Below are 18,814 nucleotides of genomic sequence, written 5' to 3' on the forward strand. Positions count from 1 at the left end.
TCAAAATGGTTTACAAGTCGATTATGACTCAGGACGATCTCGCCTTCGACAGGCAGCATATCTGGCACCCTTACACCTCCACGACCCACCCGCTGCCGGTTTATCCGGTCGAGTCTGCCCACGGCTGCACGCTGCAGCTTGCCGGCGGCGAAGCGCTGGTAGACGGCATGTCCTCCTGGTGGGCGGCGATCCACGGCTACAACCACCCGCGCCTGAATGCGGCGATGAAGGCGCAGATAGACCGGATGTCCCACGTGATGTTCGGCGGGATCACCCATCAGCCCGCGGTGGATTTATGCCACCGTCTGGTGGCGATGACGCCGGAGCCGCTGGAGTGCGTTTTCCTTGCCGATTCCGGCTCGGTGGCGGTTGAAGTGGCGATGAAAATGGCGCTGCAGTACTGGCACGCCCGAGGCGAATCGCGGCAGCGCTTCCTCACCTTCCGCAACGGCTATCACGGGGATACCTTTGGCGCGATGTCGGTGTGCGATCCGGACAACTCCATGCACAGCCTGTGGAAAGGCTATCTGCCGGAGAACCTGTTCGCCCCCGCACCGCAAAGCCGCTTCGACGGCGAGTGGAACGAGATGGACATGGTCGGCTTTGCGCGCCTGATGGCTGCCCACCGCCACGAGATTGCCGCCGTGATCCTTGAGCCGATTGTGCAGGGCGCGGGCGGGATGCGCATGTATCACCCGGAGTGGCTGAAGCGCATCCGCAGGATGTGCGATCGCGAAGGCATTTTGCTGATTGCCGACGAGATAGCGACCGGGTTTGGCCGCACCGGGAAGCTGTTCGCCTGCGAGCACGCGGGCATCGCGTCGGACATCCTGTGCCTCGGCAAAGCGCTGACCGGAGGTACCATGACGCTCTCCGCCACCCTCACCACGCGCCGGGTTGCCGATACCATCAGCGACGGCGAGGCGGGCTGCTTTATGCACGGCCCGACCTTTATGGGCAATCCGCTGGCGTGCGCGGTGGCGGGCGAGAGCCTTGCGATCCTCGAAAGCGGCGAGTGGCAAGCTCAGGTGGCGACGATTGAGGCGCAGCTCAGGCAGGAGCTGAACGCGGCGTCCGGCTCGGAATTTGTCGCCGACGTGCGCGTCCTCGGCGCCATCGGCGTGATTGAGACGACCCATCCGGTGAACATGGCCGCCCTTCAGCGCTTCTTCGTTGAGCGCGGCGTCTGGGTGCGTCCGTTTGGCAAGCTGATCTACCTGATGCCGCCGTACATCATTACCGCCGACGAGCTGCGAAAGTTGACGGCTGCGGTGGTTGAGGCGGTGAATATCCCGGCGCATTTCGCGATTTAAGCCAATGCGTTACACTTCAAGAACAAGTGGTTAACGAGGATAAACCGTATGAAAATCATCAGTCAGGATCTGCGCGACGGCGAGAAGCTGCCCGAACGCCACGTGTTTAACGGTATGGGGTATCAGGGGGATAACCTCTCCCCGCACCTGGCGTGGGACGACGTTCCCGCCGGAACCAAAAGCTTTGTCGTGACCTGCTACGACCCGGACGCGCCAACCGGCTCCGGCTGGTGGCACTGGATTGTCGCCAACCTGCCGGCCGACACGCGCGTGCTGCCGCAGGGGTCAGGCTCCGGCGTGGCCGCGCTGCCGGAAGGTGCAATCCAGACGCGCACCGATTTCGGTAAAGCGGGCTACGGCGGCGCGGCTCCGCCGAAGGGCGAAACCCACCGCTATATCTTCACGGTTCACGCCCTGGACGTGGACAGGATTGAGGTGGATGAAGGCGCGAGCGGCGCGATGGTTGGGTTTAACGTGCATTTCCATACGCTGGGAAGCGCGTCGATTACGGCGATGTATTCCTGATCGAGCGGCCTGATGCCCTCACCCCGGCCCTCTCCCACAGGGAGAGGGAGAAAACCTTAGAGCCCCTCACCACCATGGGGAGAGGGAGAAAACCTCAGAGCTCCTCACCACCACGGGGAGGGGGAGAAGGCCTTTAATCCCCTCGCCCCTTCGGGGAGAGGGTTAGGGTGAGGGGAAAAATCACAGCACCGACGGCAGCAGCCCCACCAGACGCCCTTCTTCCAGAAGCTGCATCGCCTTATCAATATCCGGCGCAAAGAAGCGGTCGTCATCGTAATGCGAAACCTGCTCGCGCAGCGCGTAACGCGCCTGCTCCAGCAGGGCGCTGGACTTCAGCCCTTCGCGAAGATCAATCCCCTGACACGCCGCCAGCCATTCCACCGCCAACACGCCTCGGGTGTTGGACGCCATTTCCCACAGGCGACGCCCGGCGGCGGGCGCCATCGACACGTGATCTTCCTGATTGGCGGAAGTCGGCAGGCTGTCAACGCTGTGCGGATGCGACAGCGCTTTGTTCTCGCTCGCCAGCGCCGCCGCGGTCACCTGGGCAATCATAAAGCCCGAGTTCACCCCACCGTTGCGCACCAGGAACGGCGGCAGCTGGGACATGTGCTTGTCCATCATCAGCGCGATACGGCGCTCGGACAACGCCCCCACCTCGGCAATCGCCAGGGCGATATTATCCGCCGCCATCGCCACCGGCTCGGCATGGAAGTTGCCGCCGGAGACCACGTCATTCTCCTCGGCAAACACCAGCGGGTTATCCGACACCGCGTTGGCCTCCACCAGCAGCACCTCTGCCGCCTGGCGCAGCTGGGTCAGGCACGCGCCCATCACCTGAGGCTGGCAGCGCAGAGAGTACGGATCCTGCACCTTGTCGCAGTTATGGTGGGACTCGGCAATGTCGCTGGTGTCGGTCAGCAGGTGGCGATACATCGCCGCGGCGTCAATCTGCCCGCGCTGGCCGCGCACCTCGTGAATACGGGCGTCAAACGGACGACGCGAGCCGAGCACCGCTTCGGTGGTCAACGCGCCGCACACCACCGCCGAGGCAAACAGGTCTTCGGCTTCAAACAGGCCGCGCAGGGCGAACGCCGTCGAGGCCTGCGTACCGTTAAGCAGCGCCAGCCCCTCTTTCGCCGCCAGCGTGATCGGCGCCAGTCCGGCCTTGGCCAGCGCCTCTTTCGCCGGAAGCCACTCGCCCTGCCAGCGCGCTTTGCCCTCGCCCAGCAGCAGCAACGACATGTGCGCCAGCGGCGCAAGGTCGCCGGAGGCCCCGACCGAGCCCTTCGCCGGGATCCACGGATACACTTCGGCGTTTACCAGCGCCATCAGCGCCTGGATCACGCTCAGGCGAATGCCCGAGAAGCCGCGCGCCAGGCTGTTGATCTTAAGCACCATCATCAGCCGCACGATGTCATCGTCCAGCGGCTGGCCCACGCCCGCGGCGTGGGAGAGCACCAGCGAGCGCTGCAAATTTTCCAGATCGTGGGTGGCGATGCGGGTCTGCGCCAGCAGGCCAAACCCGGTGTTGATGCCGTAGGCCGTGCGCCCTTCGGCTACGATGGCTTCGACGCAGGCTACGCTGTTGTTGATCGCCGCGTGGGCGCTTTCATCGAGCGTGAGCGTCACCGGCTGACGCCAGACGCTGCGCAGCTGTTGTAACGTCAGAGAGCCGGGAGTAAGGGTAAGAGCGTTCATTCATGCTTTCCTTGTGTGGCAGGGATCATCGGCAGGTTTAGCCCCTGCTCTTTGGCACATTCAATCGCAATGTCGTAACCCGCATCCGCGTGGCGCATCACGCCGGTGGCCGGGTCGTTGTGCAGCACGCGCGCGATTCGCGCCGCCGCGTCGTCGGTGCCATCGCAGACGATGACCATCCCCGAGTGCTGGGAGAAGCCCATCCCCACGCCGCCGCCGTGGTGCAGCGACACCCAGGTCGCGCCGCTGGCGGTATTCAGCAAGGCATTCAGCAGCGGCCAGTCGGATACCGCGTCTGAGCCGTCGCGCATGGCTTCGGTTTCGCGGTTCGGGCTGGCAACCGAGCCGGAGTCCAGATGGTCACGCCCGATAACGATCGGCGCGGAGACTTCGCCGCTGCGCACCATTTCGTTGAACGCCAGGCCCAGCTTCTGCCGCCACTCCAGACCCACCCAGCAGATGCGCGCCGGCAGGCCCTGGAAGTTAATGCGCTCCCGCGCCATGTCGAGCCAGCGGTGCAGGTGCTCATCGTCCGCGATAATCTCTTTTACCTTCGCGTCGGTTTTGTAGATATCTTCCGGGTCGCCGGAGAGCGCCACCCAGCGGAACGGGCCGATGCCGCGGCAGAACAGCGGGCGAATGTAGGCAGGTACGAAGCCGGGGAAGTCAAAGGCGTTGCTGACGCCCATCTCTTTTGCCATCTGGCGAATGTTGTTGCCGTAATCGAAGGTCGGAATGCCCATCGCGCTGAAGGCCAGCATCGCGGAAACGTGCTCTGCCATAGACCGCTTGGCGGCGAGCACCGTGCCTTCCGGGTCGGTTTCCGCCTTCTGCTGGTAGGTTTCCCACGTCCAGCCTTTTGGCAGATAGCCGTGGAGCGGATCGTGGGCGCTGGTCTGGTCGGTGACCAGATCCGGTCGCACGCCGCGCGCCACCAGCTGTGGGAGGATATCCGCCGCGTTGCCGCACAGCGCAATCGACACGGCCTTGCCTTCGGCAGTGTATTTCTTGATGCGGGCCAGCGCGTCGTCGAGGTTGTCCGCCTGCTCGTCCACGTAGCGGGTGCGCAGACGGAAATCGATGCGGCTTTGCTGGCATTCAATGTTCAGCGAGCAGGCCCCCGCGAGGGTCGCCGCCAGCGGCTGCGCGCCGCCCATGCCGCCCAAGCCGGCGGTCAGCACCCAGCGCCCCTTCAGGGAGCCGCCGTAGTGCTGGCGGCCTGCTTCCACGAAGGTTTCGTAGGTGCCCTGCACGATGCCCTGGCTGCCGATGTAGATCCAGCTGCCCGCGGTCATCTGGCCGTACATCGCCAGCCCTTTGGCGTCCAGCTCGTTGAAGTGTTCCCAGGTCGCCCAGTGCGGCACCAGGTTGGAGTTGGCAATCAGCACCCGCGGGGCGTTGGCGTGGGTTTTGAACACGCCGACCGGCTTGCCGGACTGCACCAGCAGGGTTTCATCGTCTTCGAGCTGCGTCAGCGCGTTCACAATGGCGTCGTAGCACGCCCAGTTGCGCGCGGCGCGGCCGATGCCGCCGTAAACCACGAGCTCATGGGGATTCTCTGCGACCTCGGGATCGAGGTTGTTCATCAACATGCGCAGCGGTGCTTCGGTGAGCCAGCTTTTTGCGGTGAGCTGAGTGCCGCGCGGGGCGCGAACATCCTGCTGGCGGTATTTACCTGACGACATTGTGTGCTCCTCATTCGGGACTGATGATGCAATTAGATATACTTGTATAGACAAGCACACACAAGGCTGGTTTTAACAAAAAAGATACAATTTTGTTATATTGCGTTAGCTATCACGATTTCAGCCGTTACGACATGAAATGGCCCTGCAAACGGTAGCGGCTTCCCGGATAGAGCAGCCTGGCGTGGGAGACAATCTGCGACGATGACCAGGTGCGGCGGCGGATCAGCAGACAGGGATCCTGCTCTTTGATGCGCAGCAGCTCGCACTCCTGCGGCGTTGCGCGAACCGCTTCCACGATGTGCTCCCCTTCCGTCAGCGGCGCGACGAGCGAGAGATAGGCGTGCGGCGTGGTGCGGGTGTAATCCTGCGCCAGATACTCCGGCACGCGCTCGGCGTTGACGCAGCGATCTTCAATCTGCACCGGGATGTCATTCTCAAAATGCACCATCACCGAATGGAAGATCCGCGTCCCCTCCTTAACGTTCAGCTCTATCGCCTGCTCGGCGCTGGCCTGGGTCGCCTCCAGCACCCGCACCTCGCAGCGGTGCTGATGATGCCGGGCGGTAATTTCGTCGGCGATGCTGCGAATTTCAAACAGCGCCGACTGGCCTTTTGGCTCGGCGACGAAGGTGCCGACGCCCTGCAAACGCACCAGCAGCCCTTCATCGGTCAGTTCGCGCAGCGCCCGGTTGACGGTCATGCGGCTAAAGCCAAACTGCGCCACCAGCTCGGCCTCGGACGGAATACGGTCGTGCGCGCGCCAGACGCCCGCCGCGATTTTTTCGCTTATCGCCTGCTTAACCTTTTCATAAAAAGGCGCCGGAGGGCTGGGCTGCTCGGGTGAGCGTGAAAACATGATGACTCCTTAACTGTGTTATGCCCACCAGTGAGCAATTTGCCAGGCCAGACGCGCGGCAAGCTTCGCCCCCTGTCCGTCCCGGTCGTAATGCGGATTAAACTCGACCAAATCTGCCGCCCGCAGCTTTCCGCTGCGGCAGACGCGCTCGATAACCGGCAGCAGATCCAGCGCCGGGATCCCCAGCGCCGCCGGGGCCGATACCGCGGGCATTTCCCCGGCGGGCAGCACGTCGAGATCAATCGTCAGGTAGACGCCGTCCGCCCGGGCCAGAACCTGCTCAAGCACCGGGAGCGCGTCGCGGCGAAAATCGAGATCTTCCACCAGCGTGACGTTCAGCCGTCCGGCCTCATCCCACAGCGCCTGGGTGTTCGCCGCGCGGCTGACGCCGAAGCAGGCGTAGTGAAACTCCCGCGACTGCGCGGCGCAGTAGTGGGCAAGCTGGCGAAACGGCGTGCCCGATGTGGCGCGTTCGGCCTTGCGCAGGTCGAGATGGGCATCAAGATTAATGATAACCACCCGCTCGCCCGGAAAGGCGTCCAGCACGCCGCGCCCGTGCGCCCACGCGATTTCGTGCCCGCCGCCGAGCACCAGCGTGCGCATTCCCGACCGCTGGCACTGAACCACCGCATCGCTTAACGCCTGCTGCGCGGCTTCGAGCCCTTCGCCCTCGGCGTATATTGAGCCCATGTCCACCAGCCGCTCGTGCCCCCGATGGCTTGCCATGTTTGCCAGCGCCCTGCGGATCGCATCCGGCGCGTGCGCCGCCCCCGGCCTGCCGAGGTTGCGCCTGACGCCCTCGTCACACTCAAAGCCCAGCAGGGCGATGCCCGCGCCTGCGGGCTCGAACGCCTGCGCCTGGACGAGAGTCTGGAAAAGGCGTTTGGCCGCGCTGGACTCCGCGCTGTCGTCGCGCCCCTGCCAGACGTCGTTTGATACCGGATGCCAGAGCATCATACCGCTTCTCCCCGAAAAATGCGTTGATACAGCGGGTTACGCCCCGGCTCGTAGACCATCTCCACCGGGCTTTGCGCGTCCCAGACGATAAAGTCAGCCACATACCCGGCCTTGAGCTGCCCGTGGGTTTTGCCCCGCCCGAGCGCCCGCGCCGCGTGGCGCGTCACGCCAGCCCACGCCTCTTCCGGCGTCAGGCCAAACTGCACGCAGGCCATGTTCATCGCCAGATGGAGGCTGGCAAACGGGCTGGTGCCGGGGTTGTAGTCGGTGGCGACCGCCATCGCGACGCCGTGCGTTCTGAGCAGCTCAACCGGCGGGCGCTGGCGCTCCTGAAGAAAATAGAATGCGCCGGGCAGCAGCACCGCCGCGGTGCCGCTGGCCGCCATTGCCTTCACGCCCGCTTCATCGAGATACTCAATATGATCGGCAGAGAGCCCCTGATAGCGGCTCACCAGCGCCGCGCCGCCCAGGTTCGACAGCTGCTCTACGTGCCCCTTGACCGGGATCCCCAGCCGAGCGGCGGCCTTAAACACGCGTTCGCTCTGGGCGGGGGTAAAGCCGACGTTTTCGCAGAACACGTCCACGGCTTCAAACAGCCCTTTGCGCCACAGCGCGGGCATAATGTCGTCACACACCAGCGTGATGTAGGCATCGGGATCGTGGCGGTACTCCGCCGGGACGGCGTGCGCCGACAGCAGCGTCGGGCTGATTTCTACCGGGTTGTCCCGCCCGAGCTTGCGCGCCACGTCGAGCATCTTCTCTTCCGATTCGGCGCTAAGCCCGTAGCCTGATTTGATTTCAAGGGTGGTGACCCCTTCATTCATTAACCGCAGAAGGCGCTGCCGGGCGAGGGCCAGCAAGGTTTCCGGCGTGCTGCTGCGCGTGGCGGTGACGGTGGCGTTAATGCCGCCGCCCCGGGCGCTGATGGTCTGGTAGGAAACGCCGTTTAGCCGCTGCTCCCACTCTGCGGCGCGATCGCCGCCAAACACCAGATGGTTATGGCAGTCGATAAGGCCGGGGGTGACGAGCCTCCCCTGTAAATCAACGCAGTTAGGGTGCTCCTGGGGAATGTCGGCTTCGGGGATAACGGCCAGAATCGCCCGGTCGCGGACAACCAGCGCGTGCTGCTCAAGAAGTCCGTAGGGGGCAGAATGATGAGGATCCATCGTGGCCAGTCGCGCGTTACGCCATATCACATCGTCGGGATGAAGCTGCTGCATGGGGCTTCCACTTGTCATGGGTTGTATAGACATTTATTTTCATCCGTCTGCGGCTGTCAACCGCCCGAGCGGAAAATGTTATTTATTTGTGATGAATTCCCCGCCTTCACCGTTGAGAAAATGCAACTTTTACCCTTTTTATCTTCCCGTTTCGCTCAACTTAGTATAAAAAAGCAGGCTATTTCGTCTATACCGTTAAGACTTGCATACCCAGGAGCTTTACCTTGAACATTTCCAGGATTTCCCGTCTGGCGTTAGCGCTCGCCTTCGGCGTGACATTATCCGCCTGTAGCTCAACGCCGCCGGATCAGCAGCCTTCTGAGCAGGCTGCGCCGGGCACTGCATCTCGTCCGATTCTGTCCGCCGATGAAGCCAAAAACTTCAACCGCGCAAACTACTTCACCGCGATGGATCCGAACGCCGCGCCGTGGACGCCTTCTTCTATTAACCTGCCAAAACAGCCCGACTTCGTGGTGGGCCCGGCAGGTGCGCAGGGCGTAACGCACACCTCTATTCAGGCGGCGGTTGATGCGGCAATCACCAAACACAGCGCGTCCCGCCAGTACATCGCCATCCTGCCAGGCGAATACGAAGGCACCGTCTACGTGCCAGCCGCACCGGGCAGCATTACCCTGTACGGTACGGGCGAAAAAGCCATCGACGTGAAAATTGGTCTGGCGATCGACTCTGAAATCGACACCAACACCTGGCGTCGTCTGGTGAACCCGGCTGGTAAATACATGCCCGGCAAGCCGGCGTGGTACATGTTTGATAACTGCCAGAGCAAGCGCAGCGCCACCGTGGGCATGATGTGCTCTGCGGTCTTCTGGTCACAGAACAACGGCCTGCAGCTGCAGAACCTGACCATTCAGAACACCGTGGGTGACAGCGTTGACGCGGGCAACCATCAGGCCGTCGCGCTGCGCACCGATGGCGATCGCGTTCAGATCAACAACGTGAACATTCTGGGCCGTCAGAACACCTTCTTCGTGACCAACAGCGGCGTGCAGAACACGCTGCAAAACAACCGTCTGACCCGCACGCTGGTGACCAACAGCTACGTTGAAGGCGACGTGGATATCGTGTCCGGCCGCGGCGCGGTGGTGTTTGATAACACCGAGTTCCGCGTAGTCAACTCCCGCACGCAGCAGGAAGGTTACGTGTTTGCTCCGGCAACGCAGTCCAACCTCTACTACGGCTTCCTGGCCGTCAACAGCCGCTTTACCGCGTCCGGTGACGGCGTGGCGCAGCTCGGTCGCTCCCTGGATGTGGATGCCAACACCAACGGTCAGGTTGTGATTCGTGACAGCGTGATCAACGAAGGCTTCAACGTGGCGAAACCGTGGGCCGACGCCGCTATCTCCAAACGTCCGTTCGCCGGCAACACCGGTGCGGTGGATGATAAAGGTAACGTGCAGCGCAACCTGAACGACACTCGCTTCAACCGCATGTGGGAATACAACAACCGCGGCGTGGGCAGCAAGGTCGTGGCAGAGCCTAAGCAGTAATCCGTATCCCGGACATAAAAAAACCTCGCTTTTGCGAGGTTTTTTTTGAGGCCGTGTTACAGGTTATCTTTTTTGAAGACTGCACTTATAAAAACTATAACGGCTACAATGAATAAAGAAGATAAACATAAAAAAAGAAAATAGTATTTATCCCATGTATCGCCAGGAATCACTCCAGTGAAGTTCCTGATAATATTGTAGGCTTTGCTCTCAGGAATAAAAGCATAAAGCACTATTAATACCACCGAGAAAAGCAGCGCCTCGCCAATCCATAATAATGTATATTGTATCGGTTTCATTAATACACCTGTACTGTTCCAAAAGCCGTTAAAGACCCCATGATGAGTTGTGTGGGCGTTTCTAATAATGCATCACGTAACATCAAGAAATCTGACAGGCGAGGTAATGTGATACACCCTTCACTCACTCCCTTATAGCCAGCGGGATGTAATCTAAAATGTCCCCTTTCCACTTTATCAATAAATGTTACATCATCGATTTGAGCATCATGTCGATAAAGTGCAAACCATAATGACCGTTCGGATCCAGAAACAAATGAAGCCAGTGCATCGCTCAGTCCAGTTAACAATCCTCCTCTACCGCGTGTGACAATATAGTATAAACCCGGTGGAAGTGGGCCAATTGACGGTTTTGAAATATCATCAGGATTATTACGTGAGGAACCCGTACCTGAATAGGCGGGGAAAAAACCTATTCCCGGGCAGCAAAGATTGCTCAGCCGATGACCATTCAGAAAGAAGGTACAGTGAATCATCGCTCATTCCATGCGTCAGAAAAGCTGATATTCCCATCGTTGTGTTTCCATGTGATTTTTTCATACCGCAACGAAACAGCCTCTAAGTGATTATGCTTTTCGGAGGCGGGATTTTTACAATCATGCATCATCGGACAAATTGAAATGACTTTAACATTCTCTAAAAGCATATTAAAATATTCTTCTTCCTGTCCTGAATAGTTAATTCTATACCATTTTAGCTCTACGCTTTTCAGGGTACGGCCTTGTGCTACGGCTTTATAGATGTATGGACTTGAGGAATCAAACTCTTTTTGAAATGTCAGTGGCGAATGTAAACGTGTTGCGGTTATTTTACCGGTACTGTTATCAGTTGGTAGATGCAAACCATGACTGAATGCTAATACCTCTATACTTCCTTCACGGCCCTGTACATCAACGGAACCTTTAATATCTGCACCGCCATCATCCTTCATCCATAAATACGCGGGAATTGCCATTGTTAGTAAGTCCTTTTGCTGTTATTAAAATTTGACCATACACAATGAATTCAATTAATACAACACGGTAATTCTGGCCCTTATCGTAACTGATATATTTACATTGTTTTATTGTCGTAGATAATTCACGCTAGTTATAAATAATCGGAGTTGGTCATTACGCCCCATTATTCCTAACTTCGCCTTTTTGCAGCTCATTTAAGCTATCAATATCGATATTCCAGGAGCAATAATTTAGCTATGACATACTCAGTTAATATTAAACCCTGCATGAATTAATTATCCTCCGGGATACCTGCTCTCATCACAGGAGCCGTATCCCGGACATAAAAAAACCTCGCATTTGCGAGGTTTTTTGTTTTCTGCCGCTTAGTGCGCGTTAATCACAACCCACATTGGCCCCTGGCCGACGGCGTAGCGCCCTTTCTCTTCCAGCAGCCCCTGCTCGCCTTTGATTTCGTACAGCGCGATGTGGTGGGATTTCTGTCCCGCCGCGATCAGGTATTTACCGCTGTGATCGATATTAAAGCCGCGCGGCTGGGTTTCGGTCGGCTGGAAGCCTTCAATCGCCAGCACGCTGCCGTCTTCCGATACGCTGAACACGGTGATCAGGCTTGAAGTGCGATCGCAGGCGTACAGGTGGCGGCCGTCCGGAGTGATGTGGATATCCGCCGCCCAGCGGGTGTCGGAGAAGTCAGACGGCATCATGTCCAGCGTCTGAACGCACTCAATCTGGCCGTTCGGATCTTTCAGCTCCCACACGTCCACGGAGCTGTTCAGCTCGTTCACCACGTAGGCGTACTGCTGGTTTGGATGGAACACCAGATGACGCGGGCCCGCGCCTTCTACGGTGGTTACTTCCGCCGGGGTCTGCGCCACCAGGTGACCGTCGTCGCTCAGGGTAAACAGGCAGATGCGATCCTGCTTCAGCGCGGGCACCCACAGGGTGCGGTTGTCCGGGGAGATGTTTGCCGAGTGGCAGCCTTCCAGCCCTTCCACCACGTCGACCGTTTCACGCGGAATGCCGTCTTCCAGGCGCGTCACGCTCACGCAGCCAGCATTGTACGAACCGCTGAACACGAAGTTGCCTTTACGATCGGTAGAGATATGGGTCGGGCTGCCCGGCAGCGGTGCCTCTGCGGTGTAGGTCAGTGCGCCATCGTCCGGGGAGATACGGTAGGCCAGCACGCGGAACTCCGGGCGCACGCCGACATAGAGAAAACGTTTATCCGGGCTGATGACCATCGGCTGAACTTGCCCCGGAACATCAACAACCTGAACCAGCGTGAGTGAGCCTTCTGCATTCAAACGCCAGACATGGATCTGCTGACTTTCAGGACTGGCGGTATAAACGGTTTGTTTCATGAATACTCCTTTCCTCACTGCGCGTGAAAGTGATTATTTTTAACGGTGAATGCTGAATTTTAGTCTGGAATGTTGCAGCGGTCTTCTCTCGGTGTACCATCCCGTAAGACCTTAAATTCAACATTAACCCGGAAGACCAAATGACCTCGCGTGTGATTGCACTGGATTTAGACGGAACACTGCTTACCCCTCAAAAAACCCTGCTGCCCTCTTCTCTTGAAGCGCTGAAACGCGCCAAAGAAGCGGGATATCAACTCCTCATCGTAACGGGTCGACATCACGTTGCCATTCATCCTTTTTATCAGGCACTGGCGTTAGATACACCTGCAATTTGTTGTAATGGCACCTATTTGTATGATTATCAGGCAAAAAAGGTTTTAGCCTCCGATCCGCTGCCCGTTCCCCAGGCGCTGCAATTAATCGATCTGCTGGATGAACACGCCATTCACGGACTGATGTACGTCGATAACGCGATGGTCTACGAGCGCCCGACCGGCCACGTGATCCGCACCAGCAACTGGGCGCTCTCCCTGCCCGAAGCCCAGCGCCCGGTCTTTACCCAGGTGCCTTCACTGCGCCAGGCCGCGGCGGACGTTGAGGCTATCTGGAAATTTGCCCTGACCGACGAAGACACCGTGAAGCTGAACGCGTTTGCGAAGCACGTGGAGCAGACGCTGGGGCTGGAGTGCGAGTGGTCGTGGCACGATCAGGTGGATATCGCCCGTCAAGGCAACAGCAAAGGCAAACGCCTGACGCAGTTCGTGGAGTCGCAGGGCTGGTCAATGCAGGACGTGACGGCCTTTGGCGATAACTATAACGATATCAGTATGCTGGAAGCCGCCGGCACCGGCGTGGCGATGGGCAATGCCGACGAGGCCATTAAAGCGCGCGCCAACGTGGTGATCGGGGATAACATCACCGACAGCATCGCGCAGTACATCTACACCCACCTGCTGTAATCAGGTGGTAATCGAGACGCTCTTGATTTGTGCGTAAAGCCACAGGCCAGGCTTGATCCCTAGCTCATCTCTGGCCCACGGGCTGATGCGCGCCCAGAGCGTCTTGCTGCCGACCTCCAGCTTCACCTCCACCTGCCCGTTGTCGTCGAAACACTCCGCCACTTTGGCGCGCAGAATGTTGCGAATGCTGGTTTGCAGCGGCGGCTGCAGCACCAGCGAAACATCCGACGCCTGAATGCGAATACGCAGCGTGGCCTGCAGCGGCTTATCGATCTTATTGACCCACAGGTGCTGATCCCCAAGCGCCAGCGCGGTCATGGCGTAGTGCGGATGGTGCTCCAGCACGCTCACCTTGATGATGCTGCTCTGCTGCTCCTGCGGCAGCCACGGGTGCATGACGCTGCTGCCCCACACCTCCTCCAGCGGGCCAAAGGCCTTCACGCTGCCGTTTTCCAGCACCAGCACCCTGTCGGCCAGATGCAGAATTTCATCCAGCGAGTGGCTGACGTAGAGCATCGGAATATTGATTTCGCGGGCGAGGCGTTGCAGGTACGGCAGCAGCTCGCGCTTGCGGGGAATGTCCAGCGAGGCCAGCGGCTCGTCAAGCAATAGCAGCTCCGGCGCGGTCAGTAGCGCGCGGCCAATGGCGACGCGCTGCTTTTCACCGCCGGACAGCGACGACGGCAGGCGCTCAAGCAGCTGCCCGATCCCGAGCAGATCCACCAGCTTATCAAACTGCCCGGCCATGCTTTTCGCCATGCCGTAGCGCAGGTTGCCGCGCACGCTGTAGTGCGGGAACAGGCGCGCATCCTGGAACACATAGCCGATGCGGCGCTTTTCCGGGGCGAGGTAAATCTTGTTTTCCACGTCGCTTAGAACGCGGTTGTTCAGCACGATGCGCCCGGACTGCGGGCGCGTCAGGCCGCTGATGGCGTTTATCAGCGACGTTTTCCCGGCACCCGACACGCCAAAAATGGCGGTAATGCCGGTTGCGGGGAGGGTTTCGTTCAGCGTCAGGCAGTGGTTGCCGAGCGTCTGGGTGAAATTCAGTTCCAGCATTTTATTTCCCCATCCGTTCGCGGCTCAGGCGCGCCAGCCATTCCGACACCAGCAGGGACGCCAGCGCCAGCACAATCGAGATAATGCACAGCCGCGCCGCCGCGCTCTCTCCGCCCGGCGTCTGGATCAGGGTATACATCGCCGACGGAATGGTGCGCGTTTCGCCGGGAATGTTTGAGACAAAGGTGATGGTCGCCCCGAACTCGCCGAGCGAGCGGGCAAAGGCCAGCACCGTCCCGACGATGATGCCCGGCAGCGTCAGCGGAAGCGTGATGGTGAAAAACACCCGCCAGCGCCCTGCGCCCAGGGTGCGCGCCGCCTGTTCGAGCTTAATATCTACGCCTTCCAGCGCGAGGCGAATCGCCCGCACCATCAGCGGGAAGGACATCACCGCCGCCGCCAGCACCGCGCCGCGCCAGCTAAAAGCAAACGTCAGGCCAAACCAGTCGTAGAGCCATTGGCCGATAAACCCGCGTCGGCCCATCGCAATCAGCAGCAGATAGCCGACCACCACGGGCGGCAGCACGAGGGGAAGATGAAGAACGCTGTCCAGAAGGGCTTTGCCTGGGAACCTGCAGCGAACCAGCAGACAGGCAAAGAAGATCCCAAAAGGTAGACTTAATGCAACCGCCAGGGAAGAGACTTTAAGGCTCAGCAGCACGGCCTGCCATTCAGGATCGGTCAATATCATTCGTGAGTCGTAAATCCGTAACGTTTAAAGATGGCAGACGCCTGCGGGCCCTTCAGGTAATCCACGAAGGCGCTGACCGTCGCATTTTTATGTCCATCAACAATCGCCACCGGGTATTCCACCTTCTTGTGGGAATCTTCCGGGAACGTACCAACCACTTTCACGCCCTTGCTGGCAACGGCATCAGAGCCGTAAACAATGCCCAGCGGCGCTTCGCTGCGCTCCACCAGCGCCAGCGCGCCGCGCACGTCTTCCGCCGGGGCCAGCTTAGGCGACAGCGTTTCCCACGCGCCCAGCTTTTGCAGCGCTTCTTTGGCATAAATGCCCGCAGGGACGTGCTCTGGATCGCCCACCGCCAGACGGCCACCGCTCAGCAGGCGGGTCCAGTTTGTCTCTTTGTTAATGGTGATATCGCCCTGCGCGCTGGCTTTTGGCGCCACGACAACCAGGCTGTTGCCCAGCAGCGTTTCGCGCGTAGCGGTATCGACAGATTTTTTATCTGCCGCGTAATCCATCCATTTCTGATCGGCCGAAATAAACAGATCCGCCGGTGCCCCCGCTTCTATCTGGCGAGCCAGCGTGGAAGAGGACGCAAAAGAGGATACCACCTCAATGTTCTTCTCTTTTTTATATTCTGCAGCAATATCCTGCATCGCGTTGGTCAACGACGCCGCGGCAAAGACCGTGATTTTACCTTCGTCTGCCAGCGCGTGACCAGCGAGAGAAAGCGTCAATACTGCCCCTGCGATAAGGCGTAACCCTGTACGTGCCATCTGTAGCTCCTGTGAGTTTCGTTATATACAAACAAATATAACGATAACTACAGGGATATCCTAGCGTTTAATCGTACCGATTAATGAGTAAACCAGGCTGATGCTGTAAATGATATCGGCGGGAAAGAGAGAAACTTGAGAGCAAAACGCCCGGACAAGCCGGGCGTTCTGTAGGGAATCAATGCTGCTTTTTAGGCTGGTCTTTATGACCAATGTTCGAAAATACGTTGAACACTTCACCCAGGCCGTAGATGGCGCCGAGGATGATGGCCATCACTACGGGTACCATGATCACGGCGAATACCAGACTTTTCAACAACTCTAACATGGTTTTCTCCAGACAGTGTGAACGGCATATTCTACCCTGAAAAGTAATAAAAACATCCCCTTTTGTGCGGTGGACTTTGCCCACCGGGGCATTTGGGTCACAATACGCTTTTTGCCAGGACACACCGCTATGCAGGCCGAAATTCTCCTCACCCTACGACTTCAGCATAAGCTTTTCGCCGACCCGCGACGTATCTCCCTGCTTAAACAAATAGAGCAAACCGGCTCAATTAGCCAGGGGGCAAAGAATGCGGGCATCAGCTATAAAAGCGCCTGGGATGCCATCAATGACATGAATACGTTAAGCGAGCAGGCAATCGTTGACCGGGCAACCGGCGGCAAAGGCGGCGGCGGCGCGGTGCTCACCCGCTACGGCCAGCGCCTGATCCAGCTTTACGATCTGCTGGCGAAAATTCAGCAAAAAGCCTTCGACGTGCTGAGCGACGACGACAACCTGCCGCTCGACAGCCTGCTGGCGGCGATTTCCCGCTTTTCACTGCAAACCAGCGCGCGCAACCAGTGGTTTGGAACGGTGACGGCCCGCGATAACTCGCAGGTGCAGCAGCATATCGACGTTCTGCTTGCCGACGGCACCACGCGCCTGAAGGCGGCGATCACCGCCCAGAGCGGGCAGCGCCTGGGCCTGGATGAAGGCAAAGAGGTGCTGGTGCTGCTGAAAGCGCCGTGGGTGAATATCACGCGCGATCCCGCGCTGGCGAAGGACGCCGACAACCAGCTTTCGGGTGCCATCAGCCATATCGAACGCGGCGAAGCGCAGTGCGAAGTGCTGATGACGCTGCCGGACGGCCAGGTGCTGTGCGCCACGGTGCCGGTGACGGACGCCGCAGATTTAGAAGAAGGTGCTGTCGTGACCGCATATTTCAACGCCGACCGGGTGATTATCGCCACATTGTGCTGAGTGCATTGACAATCGTGCCGACAGTGGGTATCCCTGACGCTTATTGCTGCAAAAAATGGGATAAATCATGTCATCATTGCATATTTCGCAAGGCACGTTTCGTCTTAGCGATACCCGAACGCTGACGCTGCCTGATTTAACGCTCCGCGCGGGTGAAAGCTGGGCCTTTGTCGGCACCAACGGCAGCGGCAAGTCCGCACTGGCCCGCGCGCTGGCGGGCGAGCTCACCCAGCTCAAAGGCGAGCGCGAGTGCCGCTTCACGCGCCTGACCCGCCTGTCGTTTGAGCAGCTGCAAAAGCTGGTCAGCGATGAGTGGCAGCGCAACAACACCGACCTGCTCAGCCCGGGCGAAGAGGATACCGGGCGCACCACGGCGGAAATTATCCAGGACGAGGTGAAAGACCGCGCCCGCTGCGAGCGGCTGGCGGAACAGTTCGGTATCACCGCCCTGCTTGAACGCCGCTTCAAATACCTCTCCACCGGTGAAACGCGCAAAACCCTGCTGTGCCAGGCGCTGATGAGCGAGCCGGAACTGCTGATTCTGGATGAACCCTTTGACGGGCTGGACGTGCAGTCCCGCGCCCAGCTCGCGACGCTGCTCGGCACGCTCAACCAGCAGGGCTATACCATCGTGCTGGTGCTGAACCGCTTTGATGAAATTCCCGACTTTGTGCAATACGCGGGCGTGCTGGCCGACTGCAGCCTTACGGAAACCGGCGAAAAATCCGCGCTGCTCAACCAGGCGCTGATTGCCCAGCTGGCGCACAGCGAAAAGCTGGACGGCATCGCCCTGCCGGAACCGGACGCGCCGTCTGCCCGACACGGACTCGATCCCCTCCAGCCGCGCATCGTGCTGAAGAACGGCGTGGTTTCCTATAACGATCGGCCGATCCTCGACCAGCTAAGCTGGACGGTCAATCCCGGCGAGCACTGGCAGATTGTCGGCCCGAACGGCGCCGGGAAATCGACGCTGCTGAGCCTGATAACCGGCGATCATCCCCAGGGCTACAGCAACGATTTGACGCTCTTCGGCCGCCGCCGGGGCAGCGGTGAAACCATCTGGGATATCAAAAAGCATATCGGCTATGTGAGCAGCAGCCTGCATCTGGACTACCGCGTAAGCACCACGGTGCGCAACGTGATCCTCTCCGGCTATTTTGACTCCATCGGCATCTATCAGGCGGTGTCGGACAAACAGCACAAGCTGGCGCAGCAGTGGCTTGATATTCTGGGGATGGATAGCCGGGTGGCCGACGCGCCGTTCCACAGCCTGTCGTGGGGGCAGCAGCGCCTGGCCCTGATCGTGCGCGCGCTGGTGAAGCACCCTACGCTGCTGATCCTGGACGAGCCGCTCCAGGGGCTCGACCCGCTCAACCGCCAGCTGATCCGCCGCTTTGTGGACGTGCTGATTGGCGAAGGTGAAACCCAGCTGCTGTTCGTGTCGCACCACGCGGAAGACGCCCCGTCCTGCATCACTCACCGACTGGAGTTTGTCCCGGACGGCGAACGCTATCGCTACCTGCTGAGCAAAATCGATTAACCCGCAGGGGGCGCGGCCCCCGCTTTTCAGATAACCTGCAACATTACAACTCTATCTCTTTGATCTAGAATGGCTGAACCTATTCTAAAATCGGCTTTAGCGAACAGTGTAAACGATTCCACTATTTTATCCCATGTCACACTTTTTCTGACTCTGTTA

General features: G+C 59.3%; 19 protein-coding genes. 6 read left to right on the forward strand and 13 right to left on the reverse strand.

All coding sequences use genetic code 11. From position 1 onward, the window contains the following. The first annotated feature begins 23 nt into the window (after positions 1-23). Positions 24-1,313: an adenosylmethionine--8-amino-7-oxononanoate transaminase gene (gene bioA, locus AB6V08_RS04445; RefSeq protein ID WP_439649857.1), complete on the forward strand. Its 1,290-nt coding sequence runs from the start codon at positions 24-26 to the stop codon at positions 1,311-1,313. 48 nt (positions 1,314-1,361) lie between these two features. Continuing rightward, the gene (locus AB6V08_RS04450; protein ID WP_368541555.1) at positions 1,362-1,838 is read left to right on the forward strand and encodes a kinase inhibitor; all 477 of its coding nucleotides are present in this window, start codon (positions 1,362-1,364) and stop codon (positions 1,836-1,838) included. Positions 1,839-2,018: 180 nt separating this feature from the next. Here the strand turns inward: AB6V08_RS04450 and hutH are convergent, their stop codons facing one another. The 5 genes from hutH to hutI all read right to left on the reverse strand — a co-directional run bounded on the left by hutH (position 2,019) and on the right by hutI (position 8,260). Beyond that, positions 2,019-3,539, reverse strand: a complete 1,521-nt coding sequence (hutH, locus tag AB6V08_RS04455; protein ID WP_368541556.1) for a histidine ammonia-lyase — start codon at positions 3,537-3,539, stop codon at positions 2,019-2,021. After that, on the reverse strand, positions 3,536-5,224 hold the full coding sequence (gene hutU, locus AB6V08_RS04460; protein WP_368541557.1) for a urocanate hydratase: 1,689 nt from the start codon (positions 5,222-5,224) through the stop codon (positions 3,536-3,538). The genes hutH and hutU overlap by 4 nt, the downstream gene beginning before the upstream one ends. A gap of 127 nt (positions 5,225-5,351) precedes the next feature. Then, the gene (locus AB6V08_RS04465) at positions 5,352-6,083 is read right to left on the reverse strand and encodes a histidine utilization repressor (protein ID WP_368541558.1); all 732 of its coding nucleotides are present in this window, start codon (positions 6,081-6,083) and stop codon (positions 5,352-5,354) included. Between the two features lie 18 nt (positions 6,084-6,101). Then, complete coding sequence (hutG, locus tag AB6V08_RS04470) at positions 6,102-7,040, reverse strand: formimidoylglutamase (RefSeq protein WP_368541559.1); 939 nt, start codon at positions 7,038-7,040, stop codon at positions 6,102-6,104. Further along, positions 7,037-8,260: an imidazolonepropionase gene (gene hutI / locus AB6V08_RS04475; protein ID WP_368541560.1), complete on the reverse strand. Its 1,224-nt coding sequence runs from the start codon at positions 8,258-8,260 to the stop codon at positions 7,037-7,039. The genes hutG and hutI overlap by 4 nt, the downstream gene beginning before the upstream one ends. Before the next feature lie 224 nt (positions 8,261-8,484). Here hutI and AB6V08_RS04480 point away from each other — a divergent pair, with 224 nt between their 5' ends. After that, entirely contained in the window at positions 8,485-9,768 is a 1,284-nt protein-coding gene (locus tag AB6V08_RS04480) for a putative acyl-CoA thioester hydrolase (protein ID WP_368541561.1), read from the forward strand. 56 nt (positions 9,769-9,824) lie between these two features. On the opposite strand, the gene AB6V08_RS04485 is transcribed toward AB6V08_RS04480, so the two are convergent. From AB6V08_RS04485 to pgl, 4 genes are all read right to left on the reverse strand, one after another. Next, positions 9,825-10,067 carry a hypothetical protein gene (locus tag AB6V08_RS04485; RefSeq protein WP_368541562.1) on the reverse strand — a complete coding sequence of 81 codons (243 nt, stop codon included), beginning with the start codon at positions 10,065-10,067 and terminating at the stop codon, positions 9,825-9,827. Further along, a complete protein-coding gene (locus tag AB6V08_RS04490; RefSeq protein ID WP_368541563.1) occupies positions 10,067-10,543 on the reverse strand; it encodes a DUF2778 domain-containing protein in 477 nt (158 codons plus the stop codon). The genes AB6V08_RS04485 and AB6V08_RS04490 overlap by 1 nt, the downstream gene beginning before the upstream one ends. Then, positions 10,540-11,022 carry an Hcp family type VI secretion system effector gene (locus tag AB6V08_RS04495; protein ID WP_368541564.1) on the reverse strand — a complete coding sequence of 161 codons (483 nt, stop codon included), beginning with the start codon at positions 11,020-11,022 and terminating at the stop codon, positions 10,540-10,542. The genes AB6V08_RS04490 and AB6V08_RS04495 overlap by 4 nt, the downstream gene beginning before the upstream one ends. Before the next feature lie 369 nt (positions 11,023-11,391). Continuing rightward, positions 11,392-12,387, reverse strand: coding sequence for a 6-phosphogluconolactonase (gene pgl / locus AB6V08_RS04500; RefSeq protein WP_368541565.1), 996 nt, complete (start codon positions 12,385-12,387; stop codon positions 11,392-11,394). Between the two features lie 140 nt (positions 12,388-12,527). Here pgl and AB6V08_RS04505 point away from each other — a divergent pair, with 140 nt between their 5' ends. After that, entirely contained in the window at positions 12,528-13,346 is an 819-nt protein-coding gene (locus AB6V08_RS04505; RefSeq protein WP_368541566.1) for a pyridoxal phosphatase, read from the forward strand. Here the strand turns inward: AB6V08_RS04505 and modC are convergent, their stop codons facing one another. The 4 genes from modC to AB6V08_RS04525 all read right to left on the reverse strand — a co-directional run bounded on the left by modC (position 13,347) and on the right by AB6V08_RS04525 (position 16,197). After that, the gene (gene modC, locus AB6V08_RS04510; RefSeq protein WP_368541567.1) at positions 13,347-14,405 is read right to left on the reverse strand and encodes a molybdenum ABC transporter ATP-binding protein ModC; all 1,059 of its coding nucleotides are present in this window, start codon (positions 14,403-14,405) and stop codon (positions 13,347-13,349) included. A gap of 1 nt (position 14,406) precedes the next feature. After that, the gene (gene modB / locus AB6V08_RS04515) at positions 14,407-15,096 is read right to left on the reverse strand and encodes a molybdate ABC transporter permease subunit (protein ID WP_368541568.1); all 690 of its coding nucleotides are present in this window, start codon (positions 15,094-15,096) and stop codon (positions 14,407-14,409) included. Then, on the reverse strand, positions 15,093-15,869 hold the full coding sequence (gene modA / locus AB6V08_RS04520; protein WP_368541569.1) for a molybdate ABC transporter substrate-binding protein: 777 nt from the start codon (positions 15,867-15,869) through the stop codon (positions 15,093-15,095). The genes modB and modA overlap by 4 nt, the downstream gene beginning before the upstream one ends. A gap of 178 nt (positions 15,870-16,047) precedes the next feature. Next, positions 16,048-16,197, reverse strand: a complete 150-nt coding sequence (locus AB6V08_RS04525; RefSeq protein WP_072241805.1) for an AcrZ family multidrug efflux pump-associated protein — start codon at positions 16,195-16,197, stop codon at positions 16,048-16,050. 129 nt (positions 16,198-16,326) lie between these two features. On the opposite strand from AB6V08_RS04525, the gene modE reads away from it, so the two are divergent. Continuing rightward, positions 16,327-17,115 (forward strand): molybdenum-dependent transcriptional regulator, encoded by a 789-nt coding sequence (gene modE, locus AB6V08_RS04530; protein ID WP_368541571.1) that lies wholly within the window; start codon positions 16,327-16,329, stop codon positions 17,113-17,115. 67 nt (positions 17,116-17,182) lie between these two features. Then, entirely contained in the window at positions 17,183-18,655 is a 1,473-nt protein-coding gene (gene modF / locus AB6V08_RS04535) for a molybdate ABC transporter ATP-binding protein ModF (RefSeq protein ID WP_368541572.1), read from the forward strand. Positions 18,656-18,814 lie beyond the last annotated feature (159 nt).

Source organism: Enterobacter soli (assembly GCF_964208575.1).
GTDB lineage: Bacteria > Pseudomonadota > Gammaproteobacteria > Enterobacterales > Enterobacteriaceae > Enterobacter > Enterobacter soli_A.